This is a genomic window from uncultured Lutibacter sp. (genome assembly GCF_947493565.1).
Taxonomy (GTDB): Bacteria; Bacteroidota; Bacteroidia; order Flavobacteriales; family Flavobacteriaceae; genus Lutibacter; species Lutibacter aestuarii.
On record NZ_CANLRG010000005.1, the window covers coordinates 302,965 to 322,212 of the forward strand.

Sequence of the window (19,248 nt, forward strand, 5' to 3'; positions counted from 1 at the left end):
ATAATTAGTTTTTAGACAAATAATCAGCAATACCTTCATGGGTAGCTTTAAGTCCTTCTTTTTCTGAATTCCAGTTTGCTGGACAGGCTTCTCCATGTTCTTCAGTAAATTGTAACGCATCAACCATTCTAATGGCTTCGTCTACATTTCTTCCTAATGGTAAATCGTTTACAATTTGGTGACGAACAATTCCAGTTTTATCAATTAAAAATAAACCTCGGTAAGCAATTAATTCTCCATCAGCTTGTAATTGATCATTATCATCATAGTAATAATCACCAGCTAAAACGTCGTAGTTTTTGGAAATAGTTTTATTAGTGTCAGCAACTAATGGATAAGTAACTCCTTGAATTCCTCCTTGGTCTTTAGGCATTTGTAACCATCCCCAATGAGATTGTTCAGTATCAGTTGATACAGCTACAACTTGTACATTTCTTTTTTCAAATTCTGCTAATTTTGCTTGAAAAGCGAATAATTCAGTTGGACATACGAAAGTAAAATCTTTTGGGTAAAAGAATAGTATAACATATTTTTTACCTTCAAATTGTTTTAATGAATAATTTTCAACAAATTCTCCGCCGTTTACTACAGCTTGAGCATTAAATTTAGGAGCCTTTTTTCCTACTAATACAGCCATTTTTTATCGTTTTTATATGGTTATTTATTTTCTTTTGCAAAGGTACAAATTTTAATAGTGTTATAAAATGAGTTTTCATTTATTGTAGTATCGATTTTGTAAGATTAGGTAATTTAAATCTTGTATCTTCGCATCTTGAAAAACAATCAAATTGAATCTTAAAAATTACACTTCAGAGTTTAAAAACAACATTAAATTAGCTACTCCAATTATGATGGGCTCTTTAGGGCATTTATTAGTTGGTTTAATTGATGATATAATGGTTGGTAGGCTAGGAGCAGTAGAGTTGGCGGCAACTTCATTAGGAAATAGTATATTTTTTATTACTCTTTCAATAGGGTTGGGTTTTTCATTTGCAATAACACCATTAATAGCTGAATCGGATGGTGAAGGAAACAAAGAAAAAGGACGAAGTATTTTTCAACATGGTATTATTTTAACATCAATAATTGGATTAGTAATGTTTGTTGGATTGTTATTTCTAAAACCAATCTTGTATCATTTAGATCAGCCAGAAGAAGTGGTTGTTTTGGCAATTCCGTATTATGAAATTGTTGCCTTTTCGATGATTCCTTTAATGGTTTTTCAAGGGTTTAAGCAGTTTGCTGATGGTTTGTCTCAAACTAAATATGCCATGTGGGCTACTATTTTAACAAATATTGTGAATGTTGTTTTGAACTTTACTTTAATTTATGGTTTTTGGATTTTTCCTCGTTTAGAGCTGGTTGGAGCAGCTTTAGGAACTTTAATTTCAAGAACTGTAATGGTATTTTTCATTTATATAGTATTAGCTAAGAAAGATAAATTTGCCATTTATTTAAAAAGGTTAAAATTTGAAGAATTAAAAAAAGAACGTTTTTTAAGAATTATAAAATTAGGTTTTCCAACGGCTTTACAAATGCTTTTTGAAGTGGGTTTGTTTACAGCATCAGTATTATTAGCAGGAACATTAGGAGCTTTTCCACAGGCAGCAAATCAAATAGCCTTAAAGCTATCATCTTCAACATTTATGGTGGCAGTTGGAGTAGGTGTTGCGGCAACTATTAGAGTTGGAAACCAAAAAGGACTAAAAAATTATTTAGAGTTAAGGCGTATCGCTTTTTCAAACTTTTTAATGATATTTATCATCATGTTTACTTTTTCAATTGGATTTATAATTTTTAAAGATTTTTTACCTTTTATATTTACTGAAAATGTAGAAGTAATTGAAATAGCTTCAAGTTTATTAATTATAGCAGGGTTGTTTCAATTATCGGATGGTTTACAAGCTGTTATTTTAGGAGGCTTAAGAGGCTTACAAGATGTTAATGTACCTTCAGGAATTACATTTATAGCTTACTGGATTATAGGTTTTCCAATATGCTATTATTTGGGAACAATTGCTGGTTTTGGTACTTTTGGAATATGGATTGGACTTTTAGTAGCGCTAACTTCATCAGCTTTAATGCTTTTTTTCAGATTCAATTATTTAACTAATAAATTAATACAAGACAAAAATGAACTTACCTAAATTTTTAATGGGAGATAATACCGATTTTAATGAAGATATTTTTGTTATTCATACTGAATTTCCAAGGTTTATCATCAATTTAGTTGATGATGAAATTGAATGGTTTGAAGACTTTCAAGGAGCTGATCAAGAAGAATTAGAAAATGAGGTTGCTTCTTTAATTGAGCAAGCGAGTGCTTTTTATGATAGAGAAATGGAGCGTTACCAAAACGATTAATAAAGTTCTTATTTTTTAGCAGCTTCTACTAATTCTAATTTATTTAGTGTAGTTTTTGTTGTAAAAACTCCATAATTTATAAAAGCACTATTTTTTTCAATTTTATCAATAATACCACATGCATTGCTGTCTATAATGCGTACTTTGTCATTAATTTTAAAGATATAATTTGCTTTTTGTTTCGCAATTTTTTTGGTTTCTTTTTCTTTTATTTCACGTACCTTTTTTACTTCTACAAAAACTTCTTTCTCAATAGTTTTTAATTTTTCTTCAACTTTTTTCTTCTCAACCTTAACTTGTTTCTTTTGAGCTTTTGTTTTAGGTTTTGGCGGATTCTTTTTTAAATACTTTGTTTTTTCAATAGCAATCCATTTATTAAACTCAGTAGTTAAGGCTTTTTTATTGTTGGTTTGAAAATAGGTATTTACTAATTCGTTAATTTTTCTTCCATAGTATAACATTTTTTGGTTGCTGTCATAAAGTTCTTGAAAACTCTCTAATTTTTCTTGAATTTTTTGCTGCTTTTCAGTTAAATGATCTGTTTGTTCTATGGCTTTAGATTTTTCTTTTTCTAAAGTTTCAGAAGTTTTTTGAAGCTTATTTCTTTCTTTTTGAAGTTTAGATATGGTTTTATCTAATCTAATTTTCTCAACTTCAACACGTTTTTTAGCTTTGTTAATTAAACTAAATGGAATGCCATTTTTTTGAGCAACTTCAAAAGTAAATGAACTTCCAGCCTGACCTATAAATAGCTTAAAAAGTGGTTGTAGTGTTTTTTCATCGAATTGCATATTGGCATTTACCACATTATCTAATTCGTTTGCCAAAACTTTTAGGTTTGCATAATGTGTAGTAATAATACCATAAGCGCCTTTAGCATAAAATTCTTCTAAAAATATTTCAGCTAAAGCTCCGCCAAGTTCTGGATCGCTTCCTGTACCAAACTCATCAATTAAAAATAAAGTACTATTATTGCAACTTCTTAAAAAGTTACGCATATTTTTTAAACGGTAACTGTAGGTACTTAATTGATTTTCAATAGATTGATTGTCTCCAATATCTGTTAGTACTTTGTCAAAAAAGTAAGTTGATGAGCGCTCATGTACTGGAATTAATAAGCCGCTTTGGAGCATTACTTGCAGTAAACCAATGGTTTTTAAAGTAATACTTTTACCACCAGCATTTGGTCCTGATATTACAATTATTTGTTGTTTTTGATTTAATTCAAGTGTTTGCGGAACAGTTTTAAGCTTTTGCTCGTTGTTTTTTAATAATAAAATTGGGTGATAAGCATCTCTTAAAAAAATCTTCTTTTCTGAAGTAATTTTGGGTAAACAAGCGCTTATTTTTTTTGCATACTTTGCTTTTGCTCCAATAACATCAAGGTTTGCTAAATAGGTTTGATAATCTACTAAATTAGTTGCATAAACTCTTATTTTATTAGTGAGTGCTTTTAAAATTCTTACAACTTCTTCGTGTTCATCAAATAATAAATTTTGTAATTCTCGTCTAAATTGTAAGGTTGCTTCTGGAGCAATAAATACAATACTACCCGTTTTAGAACTTCCTAACAAGCTTCCTTTAACTTTTCTTCTATGCATTGCTTGTACGGCCAATACTCGTTGATTTTCGATGACTGACTCTCTAATTTCATCTAGATAACCAGCATTGTTGTAGTAACTAAGAGCTTTGTTAAAACTAGCACCAATTTTAGACCTTACAGAATTAATATCGTTTCTAATTTGTTTTAAAAGTGGAGAGGCATTCTCATTTACTTCAGCAAATGGAGTGATTGTTTCTGTAATGTTTTCTGAAATGGATTTTTCAAGTAAAATTTCTTCTGTAAAATGAAAAAGATGAGGGTAAATATCTTTAAATTTTTTGAAAAACTTTTTTAATTCAAAAATGGTGTTAGCGGTATTTAATATTTTTAAAAACGAAGCGGGTTCGAGATAGCTGTTTTCAATATTTAGTAAATGAATTTCTTTTTGAATATCATCAAAATAATGACTAGGGATTCTATTGTCATTTTCAAAAGATGATAAATACTCATTTACTTTTTGTAATTCTGAAAGTAGTTTTTCTTTACTTTTAAAAGGTTTTATTTGTAATACGGCATTTTTCCCTAAATCAGAAATACAAAGTTCACTTACTGTTTTTAAGATGGTAAAAAATTCTAAATCAATTAAAGTTTTTTCCGAAATATTACTCATACAAATTACTACTTTTTAAAACTGCCACAAAAATAGGAATATAATTTACATAAAATATAGTATTAGCACGAATATAGAATGTTATGCAATTTGTAAAAAAATCTATTAGTTTTGTGAAAAATAAAAAGAAATATTGTAATGAATGTGAAAATTGAAGAAAGTTGGAAAGAAGTTATTCAACCTGAATTTGAGAAACCATATTTTAAAGAACTTACAAATTTTGTAAAAGAAGAATATGCTATAACTAGCTGTTACCCTAAAGGAAATAAAATTTTTGAAGCCTTTAATTTATGTGCTTTTAAAGATTTAAAGGTTGTAATTATTGGACAAGATCCATATCACGGAATAAATCAGGCACATGGTTTGTGTTTTTCAGTTAATGATGGAGTAGCTCATCCACCTTCTTTAATTAATATTTTTAAAGAAATTGAAACCGATTTACTAATTCCATATCCCAAAAGTGGTAATTTAGAACGCTGGGCTAAGCAAGGGGTTCTTTTATTAAATGCTACTTTAACAGTTAGAGCGCACCAAGCTGGTTCGCATCAAAAAAAAGGCTGGGAACAATTTACAGATGCTGTAATTTCATTAATTTCAGAAAAAAAAGAAAATGTTGTGTTTTTACTTTGGGGAAGTTTTGCTAAAAAGAAAGGTTTAAAAATTGATGCTACCAAGCATTGTATTTTAACAAGTGGTCATCCTTCACCTTTAAGTGCTAATAGAGGGTATTGGTTTGGGAATAAACATTTTAGCAAAAGTAATAATTATTTGAAAAACAAAGGGTTAAGTGAAATTAATTGGTGATGAATATCATACATTATTAATAAAAATAACTGTAGCTTTATTGAATAAAATTTAAATTAAAAACAACAGGCAAATAATGAAAAATCGAATCAAATTTTTAGCAGTAATATTTAGTGTATTATTATTTTTTAGTTGTAAAGAAAAGAGTGATTATTCTAAAATTAATACAAATACCAGTCTATCAAAAGCTACAACACATAAAATTACAATTACTGAATATAAAGATGCTGGAACTTATGCTTATGTATATGTTGATGAATCAGGTAAAAAGTATTGGATGGCAATACCAAATGTTAAAGTAACAATTGGTGAAACCTATTATTATGATGGCGGTATGATGATGAAAGATTTTGAGAGCAAACAATTGAATAAAACCTTTGAAGAAATTCTTTTTGTTGAAGGAATTAGAACAACTGAAGGTCCTGTTATTAAAGAACAAATGACACCTCATAATCATGCTACTACCGAAGAAAAAACAATTACTGATGTTAAAATTGAAAAAGCTAAAAATGGAGTTTCAATAGAAGAGCTGTTTTCTAAAAAAGAAACATTTTCAGGAAAAGAAATTATTGTAAAAGGAAAAGTTGTTAAAGTTAATAATGGTATTTTAAATAAAAATTGGGTACATATTATTGATGGCACTCAATTTGAAAATAAAAAAGATTTGACCATAACGACTACTGAATTAGTTAATGTTGGTGATGTTGTAACCTTTAAAGGAACTATTATTTTAGATAAAGATTTTGGACAAGGTTATGTTTATGATATTTTACTTGAAGAAGGAAACCTAATAAAATAAAAAAAAGCGCTTTAAGCGCTTTTTTTTATTAACTAACTCAAATTTTTATAAAATGAAAACAAAGCTTACCACTTCTTTGTTTCAAATTATATTAACCAATACTTGTGCCAAAAATAAAGTAGTATTGTTAATTAAAAGTTAAAGTAAGTTGTATAAATTATCATTATACTAAATGCCTTTGAGCTTTATATGAAGAACGGACTAAAGCTCCACTTTCAACGTATTTAAATCCCATTTTCTCACCAATTTCTTTGTATTTGGCAAATTGTTCTGGAGTAATAAACTCTTTTACTGGCAAGTGTTTTTTACTAGGTTGTAAGTATTGACCAATGGTTAAAATATCAACTTTTGCGTTGGCTAAATCTTGAATTGTTTCAATTACTTCAGCTTCAGTTTCACCTAAACCAAGCATAATACCAGATTTTGTTCTACGTTGCCCTCGATCTTTCATATATTTTAAAACTTCTAAACTTCTATCATATTTTGCTTGTATACGTACTTCTCGAGTTAAACGTCTAACAGTTTCTAAATTATGAGAGATTACTTCTGGTGCTACTGCTAAAATTCTATCAATATTAGTTTTATTTCCTTGAAAATCTGGAATTAAAGTTTCTAAAGTTGTAGTTGGATTTGCCCTTCTAATAGCATTAATAGTTTCTGCCCAAATTATTGAACCACCATCTTTAATATCGTCTCTGTCTACAGAAGTTATTACTGCATGTTTAATGTTCATTAATTTAATAGAACGAGCTACTTTTTCAGGTTCTTCCCAATCTACTGTTTCGGGTCTTCCAGTTTTTACACCACAAAAACCACAAGAGCGTGTGCAAATATTCCCTAAAATCATAAAGGTAGCAGTTCCTTCTGTCCAGCATTCTCCCATATTTGGACAGCTACCACTTGTGCAAATTGTGTTTAGCTTGTATTTGTCAACAACGTTTCTTAACTCAGTATATTTTTTACCTACAGGCAATTTAACGCGTAGCCATTTTGGCTTTTGTATTTTGGATTCAGGTGTGATGGTATCTTCAGTCATTTTATTCTAATAATTGACTGCAAAAATACAAAGAATTTATAAACTAAATAAATACCAAATGCTAAACCCTATTAAAAATATAATTCCAAACCAGCTTAAAACTTTTAATGGAGTAGAGGGTCTCCATTCTTTTGGAGTGTATTTTCCAGATATTAAAAGATAATTGATGATGGCAAAAAATGGAGCGGTTAAAAAGGATAGGATTGTTGCTATTTTGATTAAAGTTGCCATTTCAGACATAAAAAATAAAAGAATTATAATAGTACCAATTGCTAAAAATGAAATCCAAAACCAATACATATTTTTATAAGATTTATTAGTGAGTAAATCAAACGTTTTGGTCATTGCTCTTGGAGAAGCGTCAAGTGTGGTTATGGTTGTGCTAAACATAGTGGTAAAAGCTGCAGCAGCTATAAATATATACATTTCAGCTCCTAAGTTATTCGTATAAAGTGTGATTAATTGTTCTGAAAATTGTACTGCACTACCGCTAAAAGTTTCACCAGAATTAAACATTACTAAGGCACCTAATGAAACAAAACATGTCCCTAAAATTAAGGTGCCACTGAAACCAATGTTAAAATCAAATATTGCTTGCTTGGTATTAAAATTATAACTTTTGTCTTTTTGTTTTTCTATTGCCCAAAGAGATTGCCATATTGAAACATCTAATGGGGCAGGCATCCAACCTAAAAAAGCAATTAAAAAGCTTACTTCAACCGTTCCATTAGGAATTATTTGCGAAAAGTTTTGGATAGTTTCTGAATTTAAAAAAGCCATTAAAAGTGCTATAATAGTACTTAAGGTTAAAGTAATAATAATAAGCTTCATCAATTTATCAAGCAATTGATATTTTCCTACTATTAATAATATAAAACATATTGAAGTAATAATAATACTCCATAGTACAGGGTTTGAGGTGATTCCAAATAAATTTGCGGCTAAGCCAGCTGTTACAATGGTTACAGCTGCTTGTATGGTAAACATAGTTGCTAAATTTAAAATGAAATAGGTTAATAAAACTCCTTTCCCTAATTTTTTGTAGCCATCTAATAAACTTTCACCAGTTGCTGTTGCATAGCGAGGTCCAAATTGAAAAAATGGATATTTTACTAAATGAATTAAAACCAAAGCCCAGATTAATCCAAAACCAAAGTCGGCTCCAGCTCTAGTTGATTGTACTAAATGAGAAACTCCGATAGCTGCACCTGCAAATAATAAACCAGGACCTAATTTTTTAATTCCATGTAATAAAGATGATTTCAATTTTTTGAAGCGTTAGTGATAATTTCTGCAAGTAATTTTTTTGCCCTAAGTAATTTTACTTTAATATTACTCATAGGTTCATTTAATTTATCAGCCATTTCTTTATAACTCATTTCTCTAAAATATCTTAAGTTAATAATTTCTTGATAATGTGGTTTAAGTTGTTTTAAATAATGAAGAAGTTGAGCTAAATTTTGTTCAATTATTAATTGATCTTCTGCTGAAGGAGACTCATCAAAAATTTTGTATGCTTCAGATTCTTTTTTGTTTATTGATATAGTATCTGTGCGTTGTTTTCGTAAATGGTCTAAGAAAATATTTTTTGAAATAGAAATTAGCCAAGTTTTAAAATTATAACGTTCGTTATAAAGGTGAATTTTATCAAAGGCTTTTGAAAAAGTTTTGATAGTAATATCTTCTGCTTCATCTTCATTATCGGTTTTAGATAATTGAAACCTAAAAATATCACTCCAATAAGTATTAAGCAATGTGTTAAAAGCTTTTTGATCTTTTTTTCTAGCTTTTTCAATTAAATCGGCAATATCCTGATTTTTTTTTACCAATGTGAGGGTTTTGAAATAAGATTTTTTATAAAGATAAACATTTGTAGCGATATCAAAAATATTTCATAGAAAGGTATGAGAGTAATTAAATCTTTTTCATTGAAATTTTTAGCAGAAAACCCTATCACTAAATATTGAATACAAATTCTAACTAGTATTAGAGGTAAAACTATTTCCCACCTATAAAGAAAAGAAATAAGAACAATGCTAAATAGCCAAAAGCTAATTTGAGTGCTATAAAATAAGCCTAACATAAATTTATGAAATGGCTTGTAAAAAGACGCAGTAGATACATGTCTTCTTTTTTGTTGAACCCATTCTTTAAAAGTAGTTTTTGGTGTTGATATTGTAAAACTTTTAGGAGAGCTATTAAAAGTAGTATTATTTTTTGTAGCTACTTGATTGACAAATAAGTCGTCGTCTCCAGATTTTATTTTCATATGATTTACAAAACCATTGTTCTCAAAAAATAAAGATTTTGTATAGGCTAAGTTTCTCCCAACACCCATATATGGTGAGCCAATTTTTGAGTACGAAAAATATTGGATAGCGGTTAATAAAGTTTCAAAACGTATAAGTTTGTTTAACACAGATTTTGAAACTTTTTTATAAGCTCCATAGCCTAAAATTAATTGTTTTTCAGAATTAAAAAATTGTGACATTTCTGTAATCCAATGAGTTGAATTTGGATAACAATCAGCATCTGAAAATAATAGATGGTCAAAAGAAGCTGCTTTTATACCTAAGGTTAGTGCATATTTTTTACTTCCCCAAAACTGTTCATTAGCTTTAACATCAACAATTTTTATAGGAATAGTAGCTTTTTTTTTAAATTTTTCTAAGACTTCTAAAGTAGTGTCGGAAGAACTATCATTTATAAGTACTAATTCAAAAGTATGATAATTTTGATTTAAAAAATGAGGAAGGTTTTTAGTTAAATTTTCGGCCTCGTTTTTTGCACAAATTATAATTGAAATAGGTTTGGAAAAGTTGCTTTTGGTTGGTTTATTCTTGAAAAATGTAATCGTACCAAAAATGAAAAAGTAAAAAATAAATTGAATACAAAAAATTACTATAAAAGCAATAAATAAATATTCGAGCATCAATTATCTATTTTCACATTGGTCGGCTGTTTTTCCACAGTATCCACAAGGTTCTCCATTTTTGTTAAGGTGTGGATTTTGGCTAGCACAAGTACCAGCAAATTTACCATCTTTTTTTGCCCAAATTTTAATTGCAATTCCAGCAACTCCTATCCCTAACAAAGCAAGTGTAATTAAAAATAATTTCATCTGTATAGAATTTTTGTTTTTGTTTTCAGATGTAATTCACGTAGTATTTTATTAAAAATACACAACGATCATTTCATAAATAGTTTTGCAAAGATACTGAATTTCAAAAAATCTTATAGTATTATAAAAACTTAATTTTTAAATTGAATAAATCGCAATAATTTTGTGTGTTTTTTAAGTAAAACATAAGTGATATGATAATTGTCAGGAAAATTCTTTTTATATTGAAAAATTTTTATTAAATTCACAACAGATTAATAGTTTAAATAATAATAATGTACTAAGTATTAACACCATCTAAAACTTTCGAAATTATTAAAATTGGTTGAATTAATAACTATTAATCAGTATACTACTAACAGGAAGGACTCATCACTAATTTGATGAGTCCTTTTTTGATATATAATTAATATTTAGGTTTACTTTTTTACGAGTTCTTCTTGAACGTTGTTTGGTACTAATTCAAAATTGGAAAATTTAGTGGTAAAGCTTCCTCTACCTTGAGTAATTGAACGAAGAGTAGTTGAATATTTATACATTTCAGCTAAAGGAGTTTTAGCTTTTATAGTTTGGTATTTTCCATCACTATCCATTCCTAAAATAATTGATCTACGAGATTGTAAATCAGTCATAACATTTCCCATTAATTCTTCTGGAACTTTTACATTTAATTCATGTACAGGCTCTAATAATTTAGGTTTAGCATTTAAAAAAGCATCTTTAAATGCATGAGCAGCAGCAATTTTAAATGAAATATCATTAGAATCTACAGCGTGCATTTTACCATCAAAAAGCATTACTCTAATATCTCTTGCATAAGACTTAGTTAATGGACCTTCTTCCATAACTTCTAAAACACCTTTTAATACAGAAGGTAAATAACGGGCGTCAATTACACCACCAACAATACAGTTGTAAAATACAAGTTTTCCTCCCCAATCTAAATCAATTTCTTCTTTACCTCTAATATTAAAACCTTCAGGTTCAGGCATTCCTTCATAATAAGGTTCAATTTTTATATGTACTTCACCAAATTGTCCAGATCCACCAGATTGTTTTTTATGCTTGTAGCTTGTAGTTGCTGAGCGTTGAATGGTTTCTCTATAAGCTATTTTTGGTTGTTCAAATTCAGCTTTTATTCCATAAATATTTTGTAAAGTCCAATCAATTGTTGCTAAATGTAATTCGCCTTGGCAAGAAAGGATTAGCTGTTTTAATTCTTTAGAATATTTAATTATAACTGTAGGATCTTGTTGATGAATTTTTTTTAGGGCATCACTTAGTTTTTCTTCATCATTTTTATCAGCAGCACTTACTGCTTTACTAATTCTTGGTTCAGGGAACTTTATAGGTTTAATAGTAATATTAGAGCCTTTGGTTCTTAAAGTATCATTAGTTTCGGTATATTTTAATTTTAAGGTGGCTCCAATATCTCCAGCTGTTAATTTTTCAACAGGCTCTCTATTTTTACCATCCATAATGTATAATTGATTTAAAATTTCAATTTCTTCATTTCTGGAATTCTCTAATTTATCATTTTGTTTTATTTCGCCTGATTTTACTTTAAAGAAACTTACTTGACCAAGGTTAGGTTCGTAAAGTGTTTTAAAAATAAATAATGAGGTTGGTTCATTAGCTTTACATTCTAGAGTTTTACCTTCAACTGTTTGTTCTGGTTTTAAATCAGCTGCAGAAGGTGCTACATTATCTATAAAGCCCATTAATCTACCGCTACCCATATCATTTAATGCAGAAACGCAGAAAACAGGGAAAAGTTCATGATTTAACATTCCTTTTTTAATACCTTCTCTCATCTCATCTTCATTAAGCGTACCTTTATCAAAATAAAGTTCCATTAAATCTTCATCATTTTCTGCTGCTTTTTCTACTAATTCATTATGAAACTCATTTGCAATATCAATTTGATCTGCAGGGATTTCTAATTTCTCAGGTTTTCCTCCTTCAGGACCAAATTTGTACATTTTCATTTTTAGTACATCAATAATACATTGTGCACCATCAACAACTAGTGGGTATTGAATTTTTACAGCATTATTACCTACTAAATCTACAATGCTTTTAAAACTTTCGTCAAAATCTGCATTAGGACTGTCTATTTGATTAATTACAAATAAGGTTGGAAGTGAAAATCGATCTACATAATTCCAAATAATTTCGGTACCTACTTCAACACCTTGTTGTGCATTAATAACGGTCACAACAGAATCTGCAACACGCATTGTTGAAGCAATTTCACCAATAAAATCGTCTAAACCTGGAGTGTCAATAATGTTAATTTTGTAGTTGCGCCATTCGGTATGAAGTGGAGTGGCAAAAATGGAAGTTTCTCTTTCATGTTCAATTTCGTGATAGTCTGAAACAGTATTTTTGTTTTCTACACTACCACGGCGGTTGACTAATCCAGCTTCAAAAAGCATTGTTTCTGCTAGCGTAGTTTTTCCACTTTTATTAGCGCCTACAAAAGCAACATTTTTAATGTGTTTATCATCGTATATTTTCATAATCTAACTGTTTTTGTAAAAAGTCCTATAAAGTTACAAACTTTTTGTATTAAAAATATGACGAATGTTAGTTTTTAAAAAGTAGAATGAATGAAAATATAAATGATGATGCGTTGATTTTACAATTCATCACAAATAAATGACAATTCAGTAATATAAAATTTTATGAAGCATTTATTTCAATGACTTTTGAAGTGTCAAAAACAAAATAATAATAATTTTAAAAATAATTAGTATGCAAAATTTAATTTTAACCATTTTACTGTTATTTTCTTCGGCGGTAGCAGTAAAAGCACAAGAAAATCCAAAAAAATCTAATTTATCAACAATTACTGTTTCAGTTACAAATGCTTTAAACAATAATGGTACTGTAAACTTTGCTCTGTATAAAGAGGATGGCTTTTTAAAACAGCCATTATTTGCAAAAGGATCAACAATAAGTAACGGTGTAAGTAAAGTAATTTTTGAGAATGTACCAAAAGGAGTTTATGCCATAGTTTGTTTTCATGATGAAAACGGAAATAAACGTATGGATTTTGAAGAAAACGGGATGCCAAAAGAAAACTTTGGAACTTCAAATAACTCGTTTAATTTTGGACCACCTCAATTTGAAAATTCTAAATTTGAAGTATCTGGAAAAGATTTAACTTTAGAAATTAAGTTTTAAATTGCAAATATTCAAAATAGAAATGTGAATTATGAAAACTGATGTGAAATATATTCTTAAAGTTTCAGTAATAATTGGATTGATTGTGTTTGTAATTGATAGGTTATTGCTTTCAAACGGATTTAATGTGTCGTACAATCAGTTATTAATCTCTTTAAGTATTCATTTATTATATGCGGTTTCATTAACAACGTTAAACGCCTTTTTTTTCAAATATTTAGAAGCTAAATTTAACTGGGAAAATAATTCAAAAATTAGGCTGATAGTTGGTGCTTTTGGTTCAATAATAGTAACGATGTTAGGAATGGTAGTTTTACGATTTATAACGTTAGTTGTAATTTTAAGTAAGCCTTTAGATTCGTTTATAAATGATCCATATGCTTATAATTATTATCTATTTGGATTTGTAGTAATTGTAATTATTAGCTTAATATTTCACATAATTTTCTTTTATAAAGCGCTTTCTGAAAAAAAAGTAACTGAACAACAAATTGTTGCAAAAACTGAAACAGCAAAATATGAATCTTTAAAAAGTCAAATAGATCCGCATTTTTTATTCAATAGTTTAAATGTACTAACTTCATTAATAGGTGAAAACCCAAAACAAGCAGAAAAATTTACAACAAAGTTATCTAAAGTATATCGCTATGTTTTAGAACAAAAGAACAAAGATTTAATTGAATTAGATGAAGAGTTGTTATTTGCTAAAGCCTATATGGAATTGCTTAAAATGCGTTTTGAAAATGCAGTTACTTTTGAAATTCCAGAGAAAGCAAGTAATCCAGAATTAAAAATAATACCACTGAGTTTACAATTATTATTGGAAAATACCATAAAACATAACGTAGTTTCAGAAGAAAATCCTTTAAAGGTAACCATTAAAGAAGAAAAAGGATTTTTAACTATAATTAACAATTACAACCCAAAAACAATCATAGAAAAAGGAACAAAAGTTGGTTTAAAAAATATAGTAGAAAGGTACAATTTACTAACTTTAAAAAAAGTATTAATTGAAAAAGATTCAACTTATTTTACAGTTAAGTTGCCATTATTAACACAAAAAACAACAACAATGAGAACATCAGAAAATATAGAAAGCAGCAAGTATATGAGAGCTGTTGAACAAGTAGAAGAAATAAAAGCTTTTTACAGTGGTATAGTAGCGTATTGTATTGTAATTCCTATATTAATTTATATTAATTTAGAATATGTACCTCAATTTCACTGGTTTTGGTTTCCAATGCTAGGTTGGGGAATCGGAATGGTTTTTCAAGGATTTAAAGCCTTTAGCTATAACTCAGTTTTTGGAAGAAACTGGGAGGACAGAAAGATTAAAGAATTTATGGAAAACGATAAAAAACAGTACTGGGAATAATTAGTAGATTATTATAAATACTAAATTAAACAATCATAGATTAACTATTTAAAAGAAAAAAGATGAAAGCAGATTTTTCAGAAGAACAAAAATACATTAGAGCAAAAAAGAAAGTTGAAGAAATTAAAGGTTTTTACTGGAACTTATTATCCTACTGTTTGGTCATCCCTTTTTTAATATTTATAAACTTAAAAACATCACCAGGGTATCATTGGTTTTGGTTTCCAATGTTAGGTTGGGGAATTGGAATTATAATTCACGGTTTTAACACCTTTGGAGTAAACATAATTTTGGGCAGAGCATGGGAAGAAAGAAAAATTAAAGAATTAATGGATAAAGAAAAATTCAAATAGAATTTTAGAATATTTAAACAACTAAAGTAAAATACAATGGAAAGAAATAATTATTCAGAAGAACAAAAATATATAAGAGCACAAAAAAAAGTAAAAGCTATTAAAGGATTTTACGTTCATTTATTTGTGTATTTAGGAGTAAATGTATTTATATTTTTAGCAAGATTTATATCTGGTGAAGGTGTTGGACTTTTATTAGATTGGAGTTCATACGGAACCATGTTTTTTTGGGGAATTGGATTAGCTTTTCACGCATTTGGAGTTTTTGGAATGGATTTTATTTTAGGGAAAAACTGGGAAGATAGAAAGATTAAAGAAATTATGGATAAAGATAAAAAACAATATTGGGAATAATAAAAAGGATGTCAACATCCATAACAGCAATAAACAATAATGAAAGTAGTCATAGTAGAAGATGAAAAACCAGCCGCTCGTAGGCTAAGTAGAATGCTTAACGAATTTAATATTGAAGCTATTGCAATGTTACATTCGGTTGAAGAAGCCGTAAACTGGTTTCATACCAATGAACATCCAGAACTATTATTTTTAGATATTCAGTTATCAGACGGGCTCTCATTCGAAATTTTTGAAGAGGTTCAAATTAATAGCGCAATTATTTTTACAACAGCGTATGATGAATATGCGCTAAAAGCATTTAAATTAAATAGTGTAGATTATTTATTAAAGCCTATTGATGCTGATGAACTTGAAAATGCCATAAATCAGTTTAAAAAAACACAACTTTCAACACCTAAATTAGACCTAAATATTGAACAACTTAAAAATTTGATAGCACCTTCTTCAAAAGACTATAAAAAGCGTTTTACAGTAAAAATTGGGCAACATTTAAAAATGATTTCAATTAAAACAATTGAGTGTTTTTATAGCGAAAACAAAGCTACCAATATGTTTACTATTGATGGAAGAACCTATTTAGTTGAAGATACTTTAGATCAATTAGAAGAAAAATTGCACCCAGAAGCCTTTTTTAGAGTTAGCCGTAAATATTTTGTAAATATAAATGCTATAAAAGATATAATTTCATACACAAATAGTCGTTTAAAATTAATTCTTCATACTTATAATGAATCTGAAATTATAGTTAGTAGAGAACGAGTCAAAGATTTTAAAAATTGGATAGACTAATTAAAACAGATAAAAGCTTCATTTTCTTTTTGTTATAATAAAATAAATTCCTTAAATTTGCACTCCTTTTTACGAGAACAGATTTAAAAGGAATTAACAGAAAATAAATTATAAATAATCTCTTGGAGTTATTATCGTTTAAAAATCTGAATAACAATAAGATACAAATAATTATCTCAGCAGAATGTCTGAAGAAACAAAAAAAACTGAAGAGCAAGTAGAAGCTACTGAAGTAAAAAAAACAGCGGCAAAAGCCAAAAAAGAAACTAAAGAAGAAGTAGCAGAAGCTCCTAAAGTAGAAAAAGTGAATCCAGAAGAATTTTTAGCAAATTTTGATTGGCACAAATACGAAGAAGGAATTGAAGCAGTTGATGAAGAAAATATTAAAGCTTTTGAAGCAGCACTAGAAGGTACTTTAGGTTTAGTAAACGAGCGTGAAGTAATTGATGGTGTAGTGGTTAGAAAAACCGATCGCGAAGCAATTATTGATATTAACTCTAAATCAGAAGGAGTGATATCTTTAAACGAATTTCGTTACAATCCAAACTTAGCTGTAGGTGATACAGTAGAAGTTTTAGTTGACAAAAGAGAAGATAGTACTGGTCAATTGGTATTATCGCACAAAAAAGCAAGAGTAATTAAAGCTTGGGATCGTGTAAATAATGCACACGAAACAGGTGAAGTAGTTAATGGTTTTGTTAAATGTAGAACTCGTGGTGGTATGATTGTAGATGTTTTCGGAATCGAAGCATTCTTACCAGGTTCTCAAATTGATGTAAAACCAATTAGAGACTACGATCAATATGTAGAGAAAACAATGGAATTCAAAGTGGTAAAAATCAACCAAGAGTTCAAAAACGTTGTAGTTTCTCACAAAGCACTTATTGAAGCTGATATTGAAGTTCAGAAAAAAGAAATTATAGGTAAATTAGAAAAAGGACAAGTATTAGAAGGTGTTGTTAAAAACATTACTTCTTATGGTGTATTTGTTGATTTAGGTGGTGTAGACGGATTAGTTCACATTACAGATTTATCTTGGTCTAGAATTAACCACCCAAGTGAAGTGGTTGAGTTAGATCAAACATTAAATGTTGTAATTCTTGATTTTGATGATGAGAAAACAAGAATTCAATTAGGATTAAAACAATTAAGTAAACACCCTTGGGAAGCACTTGATGAAAATATTAAAGTAGGTGACACAGTAAAAGGGAAAGTAGTTGTACTTGCTGATTACGGTGCATTTATTGAAGTTGCTCAAGGTGTTGAAGGATTAATTCACGTTTCTGAAATGTCTTGGTCTACACATTTACGTTCTGCGCAAGATTTTGTATCTGTTGGTGACGAAGTTGAAGCTCAAGTATTAACTTTAGATAGAGAAGAAAGAAAAATGTCTTTAGGCATTAAGCAATTATACCCAGACCCTTGGAATAATATTGCTGATAAATATCCAGTAGGTTCAAAACATACTGGTACAGTTCGTAACTATACTAACTTTGGTGTTTTTGTGGAATTAGAAGAAGGTATTGATGGTTTAGTTTATATTTCTGATCTTTCTTGGACTAAGAAAATTAAACACCCATCTGACTTTGTTTCTGTAGGAGATAAATTAGAAGTTGAAGTTTTAGAGCTTGATGTAGAAGGACGTAAATTAAACTTAGGTCATAAACAAACTACTGATAATCCTTGGGATGCTCACGAAGATACTTTTGCAATTGATTCTATTCATGAAGGTACTGTAAAAGAGAAAAGTGATAAAGGACTTATTGTAATTTTAGAAGACGGTGTTGAAGCATTTGTTCCAAGTCGTTTTACAGTTAAAGAAGACGGTTCTAAATTAGCTAAAGGTGATACGGATAAATTTAAAGTTATAGAATTTAACAAAGAATTTAGACGTGTAGTTGCATCTCATACTTCAATATTTAAAGCTCAAGAAGAGAAAAATATCAAGGCAGCACAGAAAAAAGCTGATACTGCAGATAAAACAACTCTTGGAGATTTAGGTGGAGATTTAGCTGCATTAAAGAAAAAAATGGAAGGAAAATAAGATTTTCATATACATTATAATTTAAAAAGCTGTATCATTTGATACAGCTTTTTTTTTCGTTATTAAATCTATAAAATTTAACTTTGCAAAACTTAAACTAAATCTATGACACTTATAAAATCAATATCGGGAATACGAGGTACCATTGGAGGAGAAGTTTCTACAAATTTAACACCCTTAGATGCGGTAAAATTTGCAGCCGCCTATGGAATGTGGTTAAAAAAACAATCCGACAAGGAAGTACTTACCGTAGTTTTGGGAAGAGATGCTCGTATTTCAGGAAAAATGATAAGTAGTTTGGTAGGCAATACCTTGGTAGGTTTAGGGATAAATGTAATAGACATAGGATTGTCAACTACTCCTACAGTAGAAGTTGCCGTTCCATTAGAGAAATCCGATGGCGGAATTATCATTACAGCAAGTCATAACCCTAAACAATGGAATGCTTTAAAATTACTCAATGGAAGAGGAGAGTTTTTAAATGCAAAAGATGGAGCAGAGGTGTTGGAAATAGCCTCTGAAGACAGTTATATTTTTTCAGAAGTAGATAATTTAGGAGTTTATAGGAAGAAGAAAAATTACATCAATAAGCATATAGAAGAGGTTTTAGCATTAGATTTAGTAGATGTTGCGGCCATAAAAGCAGCGAACTTTAAAGTAGTGGTAGATGCTGTAAACTCAACAGGCGGGATTGCAATCCCGGCGTTATTATCAAAATTAGGAGTGGACTGTGTTGAATTGTACTGTGAGCCTAATGGAGAGTTTCCACACAATCCAGAACCTTTAAAAGAGCATTTAACAGCC

18 protein-coding genes and 1 pseudogene are annotated in these 19,248 nt (G+C 29.1%); 11 read left to right on the forward strand and 8 right to left on the reverse strand.

The features are described from left to right. Positions 1–4: 4 nt before the first annotated feature. Positions 5–637 (reverse strand): peroxiredoxin, encoded by a 633-nt coding sequence (locus Q0714_RS08455; RefSeq protein ID WP_298264188.1) that lies wholly within the window; start codon positions 635–637, stop codon positions 5–7. Between the two features lie 151 nt (positions 638–788). Between Q0714_RS08455 and Q0714_RS08460 the strand changes: the two genes are divergently transcribed. Then, positions 789–2,147: an MATE family efflux transporter gene (locus Q0714_RS08460; protein WP_298264190.1), complete on the forward strand. Its 1,359-nt coding sequence runs from the start codon at positions 789–791 to the stop codon at positions 2,145–2,147. Continuing rightward, positions 2,134–2,364 (forward strand): hypothetical protein, encoded by a 231-nt coding sequence (locus tag Q0714_RS08465; RefSeq protein ID WP_298264191.1) that lies wholly within the window; start codon positions 2,134–2,136, stop codon positions 2,362–2,364. Before Q0714_RS08460 ends, Q0714_RS08465 begins: the two co-directional genes overlap by 14 nt. Positions 2,365–2,372: 8 nt before the next feature. On the opposite strand, the gene Q0714_RS08470 is transcribed toward Q0714_RS08465, so the two are convergent. Then, positions 2,373–4,577 carry a DNA mismatch repair protein MutS gene (locus Q0714_RS08470; protein WP_298264192.1) on the reverse strand — a complete coding sequence of 735 codons (2,205 nt, stop codon included), beginning with the start codon at positions 4,575–4,577 and terminating at the stop codon, positions 2,373–2,375. Positions 4,578–4,715: 138 nt separating this feature from the next. On the opposite strand from Q0714_RS08470, the gene Q0714_RS08475 reads away from it, so the two are divergent. Then, the gene (locus tag Q0714_RS08475) at positions 4,716–5,381 is read left to right on the forward strand and encodes a uracil-DNA glycosylase (RefSeq protein ID WP_298264193.1); all 666 of its coding nucleotides are present in this window, start codon (positions 4,716–4,718) and stop codon (positions 5,379–5,381) included. 76 nt (positions 5,382–5,457) lie between these two features. Next, the gene (locus Q0714_RS08480; protein ID WP_298264195.1) at positions 5,458–6,180 is read left to right on the forward strand and encodes a hypothetical protein; all 723 of its coding nucleotides are present in this window, start codon (positions 5,458–5,460) and stop codon (positions 6,178–6,180) included. Between the two features lie 163 nt (positions 6,181–6,343). Here Q0714_RS08480 and lipA read toward each other — a convergent pair whose 3' ends face one another. The 6 genes from lipA to Q0714_RS08510 all read right to left on the reverse strand — a co-directional run bounded on the left by lipA (position 6,344) and on the right by Q0714_RS08510 (position 12,859). Beyond that, positions 6,344–7,216 (reverse strand): lipoyl synthase, encoded by an 873-nt coding sequence (lipA, locus tag Q0714_RS08485; protein WP_298264197.1) that lies wholly within the window; start codon positions 7,214–7,216, stop codon positions 6,344–6,346. 36 nt (positions 7,217–7,252) lie between these two features. Beyond that, positions 7,253–8,482, reverse strand: a complete 1,230-nt coding sequence (locus Q0714_RS08490; RefSeq protein WP_298264199.1) for an NRAMP family divalent metal transporter — start codon at positions 8,480–8,482, stop codon at positions 7,253–7,255. Then, positions 8,479–9,045, reverse strand: coding sequence for a sigma-70 family RNA polymerase sigma factor (locus tag Q0714_RS08495; RefSeq protein ID WP_298264200.1), 567 nt, complete (start codon positions 9,043–9,045; stop codon positions 8,479–8,481). The genes Q0714_RS08490 and Q0714_RS08495 overlap by 4 nt, the downstream gene beginning before the upstream one ends. Next, complete coding sequence (locus Q0714_RS08500; RefSeq protein WP_298264202.1) at positions 9,039–10,148, reverse strand: glycosyltransferase; 1,110 nt, start codon at positions 10,146–10,148, stop codon at positions 9,039–9,041. The genes Q0714_RS08495 and Q0714_RS08500 overlap by 7 nt, the downstream gene beginning before the upstream one ends. Before the next feature lie 3 nt (positions 10,149–10,151). Beyond that, positions 10,152–10,337, reverse strand: coding sequence for a membrane or secreted protein (locus Q0714_RS08505; RefSeq protein ID WP_298264203.1), 186 nt, complete (start codon positions 10,335–10,337; stop codon positions 10,152–10,154). 419 nt (positions 10,338–10,756) lie between these two features. Continuing rightward, complete coding sequence (locus Q0714_RS08510; RefSeq protein ID WP_298264205.1) at positions 10,757–12,859, reverse strand: translation factor GTPase family protein; 2,103 nt, start codon at positions 12,857–12,859, stop codon at positions 10,757–10,759. 235 nt (positions 12,860–13,094) lie between these two features. On the opposite strand from Q0714_RS08510, the gene Q0714_RS08515 reads away from it, so the two are divergent. From Q0714_RS08515 to Q0714_RS08545, 7 genes and pseudogenes are all read left to right on the forward strand, one after another. Next, positions 13,095–13,526 (forward strand): DUF2141 domain-containing protein, encoded by a 432-nt coding sequence (locus tag Q0714_RS08515; protein WP_298264206.1) that lies wholly within the window; start codon positions 13,095–13,097, stop codon positions 13,524–13,526. A 31-nt stretch (positions 13,527–13,557) separates the two neighbouring features. Next, on the forward strand, positions 13,558–14,901 hold the full coding sequence (locus tag Q0714_RS08520; protein WP_298264208.1) for a 2TM domain-containing protein: 1,344 nt from the start codon (positions 13,558–13,560) through the stop codon (positions 14,899–14,901). Between the two features lie 62 nt (positions 14,902–14,963). Next, positions 14,964–15,254, forward strand: coding sequence for a 2TM domain-containing protein (locus Q0714_RS08525; protein WP_363317300.1), 291 nt, complete (start codon positions 14,964–14,966; stop codon positions 15,252–15,254). A gap of 36 nt (positions 15,255–15,290) precedes the next feature. Next, positions 15,291–15,608 (forward strand): 2TM domain-containing protein, encoded by a 318-nt coding sequence (locus tag Q0714_RS08530; protein WP_298264209.1) that lies wholly within the window; start codon positions 15,291–15,293, stop codon positions 15,606–15,608. A gap of 39 nt (positions 15,609–15,647) precedes the next feature. Then, positions 15,648–16,400, forward strand: coding sequence for a LytTR family DNA-binding domain-containing protein (locus Q0714_RS08535; RefSeq protein WP_298264210.1), 753 nt, complete (start codon positions 15,648–15,650; stop codon positions 16,398–16,400). Between the two features lie 184 nt (positions 16,401–16,584). Beyond that, complete coding sequence (rpsA, locus tag Q0714_RS08540; protein ID WP_298264212.1) at positions 16,585–18,444, forward strand: 30S ribosomal protein S1; 1,860 nt, start codon at positions 16,585–16,587, stop codon at positions 18,442–18,444. 105 nt (positions 18,445–18,549) lie between these two features. Next, a pseudogene (locus Q0714_RS08545) lies at positions 18,550–19,248 on the forward strand (phosphoglucosamine mutase); the annotation flags it as partial.

Bases quoted from the DNA above. Each gene is read 5' to 3' on its own strand.
- Q0714_RS08535 (WP_298264210.1), top strand. From the start codon at position 15,648: ATGAAAGTAGTCATAGTAGAAGATGAAAAACCAGCCGCTCGTAGGCTA.
- rpsA (WP_298264212.1), top strand. From the start codon at position 16,585: ATGTCTGAAGAAACAAAAAAAACTGAAGAGCAAGTAGAAGCTACTGAA.
- Q0714_RS08455 (WP_298264188.1), bottom strand. From the start codon at position 637: ATGGCTGTATTAGTAGGAAAAAAGGCTCCTAAATTTAATGCTCAAGCT.
- Q0714_RS08470 (WP_298264192.1), bottom strand. From the start codon at position 4,577: ATGAGTAATATTTCGGAAAAAACTTTAATTGATTTAGAATTTTTTACC.
- Q0714_RS08525 (WP_363317300.1), top strand. From the start codon at position 14,964: ATGAAAGCAGATTTTTCAGAAGAACAAAAATACATTAGAGCAAAAAAG.
- Q0714_RS08500 (WP_298264202.1), bottom strand. From the start codon at position 10,148: ATGCTCGAATATTTATTTATTGCTTTTATAGTAATTTTTTGTATTCAA.
- Q0714_RS08515 (WP_298264206.1), top strand. From the start codon at position 13,095: ATGCAAAATTTAATTTTAACCATTTTACTGTTATTTTCTTCGGCGGTA.
- Q0714_RS08480 (WP_298264195.1), top strand. From the start codon at position 5,458: ATGAAAAATCGAATCAAATTTTTAGCAGTAATATTTAGTGTATTATTA.
- Q0714_RS08520 (WP_298264208.1), top strand. From the start codon at position 13,558: ATGAAAACTGATGTGAAATATATTCTTAAAGTTTCAGTAATAATTGGA.
- Q0714_RS08475 (WP_298264193.1), top strand. From the start codon at position 4,716: ATGAATGTGAAAATTGAAGAAAGTTGGAAAGAAGTTATTCAACCTGAA.
- Q0714_RS08510 (WP_298264205.1), bottom strand. From the start codon at position 12,859: ATGAAAATATACGATGATAAACACATTAAAAATGTTGCTTTTGTAGGC.
- Q0714_RS08465 (WP_298264191.1), top strand. From the start codon at position 2,134: ATGAACTTACCTAAATTTTTAATGGGAGATAATACCGATTTTAATGAA.
- lipA (WP_298264197.1), bottom strand. From the start codon at position 7,216: ATGACTGAAGATACCATCACACCTGAATCCAAAATACAAAAGCCAAAA.
- Q0714_RS08505 (WP_298264203.1), bottom strand. From the start codon at position 10,337: ATGAAATTATTTTTAATTACACTTGCTTTGTTAGGGATAGGAGTTGCT.
- Q0714_RS08530 (WP_298264209.1), top strand. From the start codon at position 15,291: ATGGAAAGAAATAATTATTCAGAAGAACAAAAATATATAAGAGCACAA.